At 72.4% G+C, this 6874-nt stretch carries 6 protein-coding genes; all 6 read left to right on the top strand.

From position 1 onward, the window contains the following. Nucleotides 1–918 (top strand): DUF3152 domain-containing protein (locus GA0115242_RS36205; protein ID WP_093835897.1); only part of this gene is annotated, 918 nt, incomplete at its 5' end. A gap of 56 nt (nt 919–974) precedes the next feature. Continuing rightward, a complete protein-coding gene (locus GA0115242_RS42650; RefSeq protein WP_311638526.1) occupies nt 975–1067 on the top strand; it encodes an Ms4533A family Cys-rich leader peptide in 93 nt (30 codons plus the stop codon). Between the two features lie 170 nt (nt 1068–1237). Next, complete coding sequence (locus tag GA0115242_RS36200; RefSeq protein ID WP_093835896.1) at nt 1238–2959, top strand: ABC transporter substrate-binding protein; 1722 nt, start codon at nt 1238–1240, stop codon at nt 2957–2959. A 4-nt stretch (nt 2960–2963) separates the two neighbouring features. Next, nucleotides 2964–4058 carry an ABC transporter permease gene (locus GA0115242_RS36195; protein ID WP_256089836.1) on the top strand — a complete coding sequence of 365 codons (1095 nt, stop codon included), beginning with the start codon at nt 2964–2966 and terminating at the stop codon, nt 4056–4058. Continuing rightward, on the top strand, nt 4055–5053 hold the full coding sequence (locus GA0115242_RS36190) for an ABC transporter permease (RefSeq protein WP_093835895.1): 999 nt from the start codon (nt 4055–4057) through the stop codon (nt 5051–5053). The genes GA0115242_RS36195 and GA0115242_RS36190 overlap by 4 nt, the downstream gene beginning before the upstream one ends. Next, nucleotides 5050–6642, top strand: a complete 1593-nt coding sequence (locus GA0115242_RS36185) for a dipeptide ABC transporter ATP-binding protein (RefSeq protein ID WP_093835894.1) — start codon at nt 5050–5052, stop codon at nt 6640–6642. The genes GA0115242_RS36190 and GA0115242_RS36185 overlap by 4 nt, the downstream gene beginning before the upstream one ends. Nucleotides 6643–6874 lie beyond the last annotated feature (232 nt).

Below are 6874 nucleotides of genomic sequence, written 5' to 3'. Positions count from 1 at the left end.
ACCCCCGACGACGCCCGCGCCGCGACCCGGCGCCCCGACCCGCACGCCCCCTTCCGCGTCGCGGACCCGCTCCCCGGCGACGGCGGGGGCGACGGCGGTCCGCCGACCGGCCCGCCCGCGCACGCCGGGGGCGGCAAGGGGCGCGCCTTCACCGGCATCGCCGCCGCGGCCGTCACCACCGTGCTCGCCGTCGTCGTCGCCGGACAGGTCGCCGACGGGCGGGAGAACGACGGGGTCCGCTCCGCCTCAGGCAAGGGGCAGGGCGCGCTGCGCGGCGACGGGCGGCCGACGCCGTCGGTGCCGCCGCGCGCGGTGGCGCTGACGTACGCGCAGAAGATGGCCGAGAAGTACCCGCTCAGCGCGACGCTCGAAGGGCCGGGCGAGTTCGCGGTGATGCCGGGGACGGTCAAGGCGCCAGGCAAGGGCGAGAAGTTCACCTACCGGGTCGATGTCGAGCGCGGGCTCGGGCTGGACGGCGAGCTGTTCGCCCAGGCGGTGCAGAAGACCCTCAACGACGAGCGGAGCTGGGCGCACGACGGCGAGCGCACCTTCGAGCGCGTCTCCTCCGACGACCCGGACTTCGTCGTCACCCTCGCCAGCCCCGGCACCACCGACGAGTGGTGCGAGAAGTCGGGTCTGGACATCACCCAGGACAACGTCTCCTGTGACTCCGCCCTCACCGAGCGCGTGATGATCAACGCCTACCGGTGGGCCCAGGGCTCGACGACCTACGGTGACCAGATTCACGCCTACCGGCAGATGCTGATCAACCACGAGGTCGGCCACCGGCTCGGCTACCCCCATGTGAGCTGCGAGAACGACGGTGAGCTCGCGCCGGTCATGCAGCAGCAGACCAAGTTCCTCGACCACGACGGAATCCACTGCCTGCCCAACCCGTGGCCCTATCCCACGAGTTGACGGGGGCCACCGGGGTCACATTGACATGCGCAGAAAGTTCGTTCATATTTCTGGGCATGTCGCCCCGTCCCGCCTCCGCCCGCGCCGCCATCGAGCTGGCGCTGATCGGCGTGACCCCGCTCTGCGTGGCCGACATTCTCTGTAGCTGACGCGCGCCCCCGGCGTCCGCGTCGCCCTTCTCCTTCTCCCATGACCCTGTCGTGGCCTCCGACGACCTGACGCACGGGCAGACGTCTGTTCACTTTCGTCTCACTCCTCGTCCAACTGTCTCAGCATTCGGTCCATTCGGTCCGAACCCCCACGAGAGGTCGTCATTCCGATGCGTCAACCGTCCCGCCGAGCGCGCCGTGTGGCCGTGGCAACCGTCAGCCTGGTCGTGGCAGCGGGCGCCGCAGCCTGCGGGCCCGAGGACAACGATGCCAAGGCGTCCTCCACCGGCGGCTCCGCGCCCCGCAAGGGCGGCACGCTCTCGGTCCTGAACGCCAACCCGCAGGCCGACTTCGACCCCGCCCGCCTGTACACCTCCGGCGGCGGGAACGTCCCCTCCCTGGTCTTCAGGACGCTCACCACCCGCAACCGGGAGAACGGCGCCGCCGGTGCCAAGGTCGTGCCGGACCTCGCCACCGACACCGGACGCTCCAACAAGGACGCGACGGTGTGGACGTACACCCTGAAGAAGGGCCTCACCTACGAGGACGGCACCCCGATCACCTCCGCCGACATCAAGTACGGCATCGAGCGCTCCTTCGCGCCCGAGCTGTCCGGCGGCGCCCCCTACCTGCGGGACTGGCTGGTCGGCGCCGCCGACTACCAGGGCCCCTACAAGGACAAGAAGGGGCTCTCGGCGATCGAGACGCCGGACGACCTGACCATCGTCTTCCACCTGAACAAGCCCGAGGGCGAGTTCCCGTACCTGGCCACGCAGACCCAGTTCGCGCCCGTCCCGAAGGCCAAGGACACCGGCACCAAGTACGAGGAGCACCCGGTCTCGTCCGGCCCCTACAAGGTCGTCAGGAACGAGAACGACGGACAGCACCTCGTCCTCGAACGGAACACGCACTGGTCCGCCGCCACCGACGACCAGCGCAAGGCCTACCCGGACCGCATCGACGTCACCTCGGGGCTCGACTCCTCGGTGATCAACCAGCGGCTCTCCGCGTCCCAGGGCGCCGACGCCGCCGCCGTCACCACCGACACCAACCTCGGCCCGGCCGAACTCGCCAAGGTCACCGGCGACAAGGAACTGGCCGCGCGGGTCGGCACCGGCCACTTCGGCTACACCAACTACATCGCCTTCAACCCGAAGGTGAAGCCGTTCGACGACCCCAAGGTGCGCCAGGCCGTCTCCTACGCCGTCGACCGCTCCTCGGTGGTCAACGCGGCCGGCGGATCCGCCCTCGCGGAGGCCGCGACCACCTTCCTGCCCGACCAGAAGTCCTTCGGGTACACGCCCTACGACCTCTTCCCCGCGGGCGACTCCGGCAACGCGGCCAAGGCGAAGGAGCTGCTGAAGGAGGCCGGGCACCCCGACGGGATCACCGTCACGCTGACCCACTCCAACAGCAAGGACTTCGAGACCAGCCCGGAGATCGCCACCGCCCTCCAGGACGCGCTCAAGAAGGCGGGCATCACCGTCAAGCTCCGGGGCCTGGAGGAGAACGACTACGGCGACACCATCCACGGCGTCAAGACCGAGCCCGGTTTCTTCCTCGCCCACTGGGGCGCCGACTGGCCCTCCGGCGGTCCCTTCCTCGCCCCGATCTTCGACGGCAGGCAGATCGTCAAGGACGGCGCGAACTTCAACACGGGCCAGCTCGACGACCCGTCGGTCAATGACGAGATTGACGCGATCAACAAGTTGACCGATCTTGACGCGGCCGCCAAGAGGTGGGGCGCGCTGGACAAGAAGATCGCCGGTGAGGCGCTGACCGTCCCGCTGTTCCACCCGGTCTACAAGCGCCTCTACGGGAAGGACGTCAAGAACATCGTCATCAGCGACTGGACCGGCGTCCTCGACATCTCCCAGGTCGCGGTGAAGTAGCGCCGTGAGCGAGGCACTCGTCGCCGCCGAGGCCGCCGTCACGGGCGTGGAGCCCGTGCCGGCGGCCTCGGGGGCCCGTCAGTTCTGGCGGCGGCTGCGCACGCAGCGCGCCGCCCTCGTCGCGGCGGCCGTCGTCGCCCTGCTGCTGCTCGTCGCGGTCGCCGCGCCGCTGCTCACCGCCCTGGAGGGGCAGGACCCCAACAGCTACCACCCCGCGCTGATCGACTCCGCGCGCGGGGGCGTGCCCATCGGCCCCTTCGGCGGTGTCTCCGCCGACCACTGGCTCGGCGTCGAACCGCAGACCGGCCGCGACCTGTTCGCCCGCCTGGTCCACGGCGCGCGCGTCTCCCTCGGGGTCGCGCTCGCGGCCACCGTCGTCCAGGTCGCGATCGGCGTCACCGTGGGAGTGGCGTCCGCCCTCGGCTCCCGATGGGTTGATCAACTGTTGAGCAGGGTCACCGACATCATCGTGGCGATGCCGTTGATGATCATGGCCCTCGCGCTGCTCGCGATCGTCCCGTCGAGCTTCCCGCGCCCGGTCCTGGTCGCCCTCGTCATCGGCCTGATCGCCTGGGGCAACATCGCCAGGATCGTGCGCGCCCAGACGCTCACCCTGAAGGGCCTCGATCACGTGGCCGCCGCCCGGCTCAGCGGCTGGGGCCCGGTGCGCGTCGCCCGCCGCGAGCTGCTGCCCGGCCTCGCCGCGCCCGTCATCACCTACGCGGCGCTCCTCGTCCCGATGAACATCACCGTCGAGGCGGCGCTCTCCTTCCTCGGGGTCGGCGTGAAGCCGCCGACCCCGTCCTGGGGACAGATGCTCACCGCCGCCGACGTCTGGTACCAGGCCGCCCCGCAGTACCTGCTGCTCCCGGCCGGCGCCCTGTTCGTCACCGTGCTCGCCCTGACCGTCCTCGGCGACGGCGTCCGCACCGCCCTCGACCCCCGAGCCGCCTCCCGGCTGCGGGTGGGCACCGGACGCGGACGCGGGAAGAAAGGGCAGGCGTCCGCGACGGCTCCGGTGCCCCCGGCCGTCACGCCCACCGGCGCGGACAAGAGCGCCCCCACCGAGCAGCACCCGACCGGAGGTACCGCGTCATGACCGGCTTCGGCGGCTTCCTGCTGCGCCGCGCCGTCGGCACCGTCATCACCCTGCTCGCCATCTCGGTGATCGTCTACGTCGTCTTCTACGTCACCCCGGGCAACGTCGCCCAGATCACCTGCGGCCCCCGCTGCTCCCCGGCCCAGGTGCACCAGGTCGCCGAGCAACTGCACCTGGGCGACCCGCTGTACGCGCGCTACGGGGACTTCCTCCAGGGCCTGTTCACCGGCCACGACTACTCGACCGGCACCTCCGTCGAGCACTGCGAGGCGCCCTGCCTCGGCCTGTCGTACCAGACCGACCAGCAGGTCACCGCGCTGATCCTGACGAAGCTGCCGGTCAGCCTCTCCCTCGTGCTCGGCGCGATGGTGCTCTGGCTGCTGCTCGGCGTCGGCACCGGGGTGCTCTCCGCCTGGCGCCGGGGCCGCCTCTCCGAGCGGGTGCTCACCGCCGTCACCCTCGCGGGAACGGCCACGCCCGTCTTCGTCATCGGCCTGGTCCTCATGATCGTCGTCTGCGGTGAACTGCGGCTGCTGCCGTTCCCGCAGTACGTCGCCCTCACCGACGACCCCGAGCAGTGGGCGTGGAACCTGCTGCTGCCGTGGCTGTCGCTGGCCCTCATCGAGGCCGCCACCTTCGCCCGGCTGACCCGCGCCGCCATGCTGGAGACGCTCGCCGAGGACCACATCCGCACGTTCCGCGCCTACGGCGTCGGCGAGCGCGCGGTCATCGGACGGCACGCCCTGCGCGGGGCGTTCGCGCCGGTCATCGCCCTCAACGCGAACAACGTCGGCTCAGCGGTCGGCGGCGCGGTCCTCACCGAGACCCTCTTCGGGCTGCCCGGCATCGGACAGGAACTCGTCCACGCCGTCAAGGTCGTCGACCTGCCGGTGGTCGTCGGCATGGTCCTGGTCATCGGCTTCTTCGTGGTCCTCGCCAACGCCGTCGCGGACGTGCTGTACGCGGTGGCCGACCGACGGGTGGTACTGGCATGAGTCTCGTCCGCGTCACCGACCTGACCGTCGACTTCGGCGGCCTGCGGGCCGTCGACGGCCTCTCCTTCACGCTCCGGCCCGGCGCCGCGCTCGCCCTGGTCGGCGAGTCGGGCTCCGGCAAGTCCACCGTCGCCTCCGCCCTGCTCGGCCTGCACCGGGACACCGGCGCGCGGGTGGGCGGCGCGATCGAGGTCGCGGGCGTCGACGTGCAGCGGGCGGGCGAGGAGGAACTGCGCGGACTGCGCGGCGGCAGGGCCGCCATGGTCTTCCAGGACCCGCTCTCCTCGCTCGACCCCTACTACGCGATCGGCGACCAGATAGCCGAGGTGTACCGGGTGCACCACCGCGCGTCCCGGCGGGCGGCACGCGCGCGTGCCGTGGAGGTCCTCGACCGGGTCGGCATCCCGGACGCGCCCCGCCGCTCCCGCTCGCGCCCGCACGAGTTCAGCGGCGGCATGCGCCAGCGCGCGCTGATCGCCATGGCGCTCGCCTGCCGGCCCGACCTGCTCATCGCCGACGAGCCGACCACCGCGCTCGACGTCACCGTCCAGGCCCAGATCCTCGACCTGCTGCACACCCTGCGCGAGGAGACCGGGACCGGGCTGCTGCTCGTCACGCACGACGTGGGCGTCGCCGCCGAGAGCGTCGACGAGGTGCTCGTCATGCGGCACGGGCGGGTCGTCGAACACGGCCCGGTGGCCGACGTCCTCGGCTCGCCCGCCGAGCCGTACACCCGCGCGCTGCTGGCCGCCGTCCCGCGCGTGGAGGCCGCCCGCGCCCCCTCGGGGGAGCGCGGCGAGGTCGTCCTGGAGGCGACCGGCCTGCGGCGCGAGTTCGGGCGCGGCAAGGGCGCGTTCGCCGCCGTCGACGACGTGTCACTCACCGTCCGCCGGGGCGAGACCCTCGGGATCGTCGGCGAGAGCGGCAGCGGCAAGACGACGCTGGGCCGGATGCTGGTCGGGCTGCTGGAGCCGACCGCGGGGGAGGTGCGGTACGACGGGCGGGCCCGCGCGGGTGTGCGGCCCGACGTCCAGATGGTCTTCCAGGACCCCGTCTCCTCCCTCAACCCCCGCCGCACCGTGGGCGAGTCGGTCGCCGACCCGCTGCGGGCGCGGGGCGAGCGCGACGAGCGGCTGATCCGGGCGCGCGTGGGGGAGCTGCTGGAGCGGGTGGGGCTGGAGCGGGCCCACCAGGACCGGTACCCGCACGAGTTCAGCGGCGGGCAGCGCCAGCGGGTGGGCATCGCGCGGGCGCTCGCCGCCGAGCCGCGCGTCATCGTCTGCGACGAGCCCGTCTCCGCGCTCGACGTGACCACCCAGGCGCAGGTGGTCGCCCTGCTCGGCGAACTCCAGCGGGAACTCGGGCTCGCGCTCGTCTTCGTCGCCCACGACCTCGCCGTGGTCCGGCAGGTCAGCGACCGGGTCGCGGTCATGCGGGGCGGCCGGATCGTCGAGTCGGGCCCGGCCGACCAGGTGTACGACGCGCCGCGCGACCCCTACACACGACGGCTCCTGGCCGCCGTACCGTCCCTCGACCCGGCCGTCGCGGCCACCCGCAGAACGGCACGACGGGAGCTGACGGAGGTCTGAAGGGGGTCTGAGGGAGGGCGCGCCGGGAGGGGGCGTTCGCCGTCAGCTTCCTGGTGCCTGGTGCCTGGTGCCTGGTGCCTGGTGCCTGGTGCCTGCTGCCTGGTGTTCTGCGTTCGCCTCGCCCTCGGCCGGGCGTTCGCCCTGCCCTCGGCCGTCGTCCGTCCGTCGCCCGTTAGTCGCCTGTTCCGTCCCTCCGGGGGCGGCTCGCCCGCTCGACGCGTCTCCGCCGGTC

Source organism: Streptomyces sp. SolWspMP-5a-2, from assembly GCF_900091845.1.
GTDB lineage: Bacteria > Actinomycetota > Actinomycetes > Streptomycetales > Streptomycetaceae > Streptomyces > Streptomyces doudnae.
The sequence above is the reverse complement of the archived record's forward strand: the minus strand, read 5'-3'. Positions and strand labels throughout refer to the sequence as shown.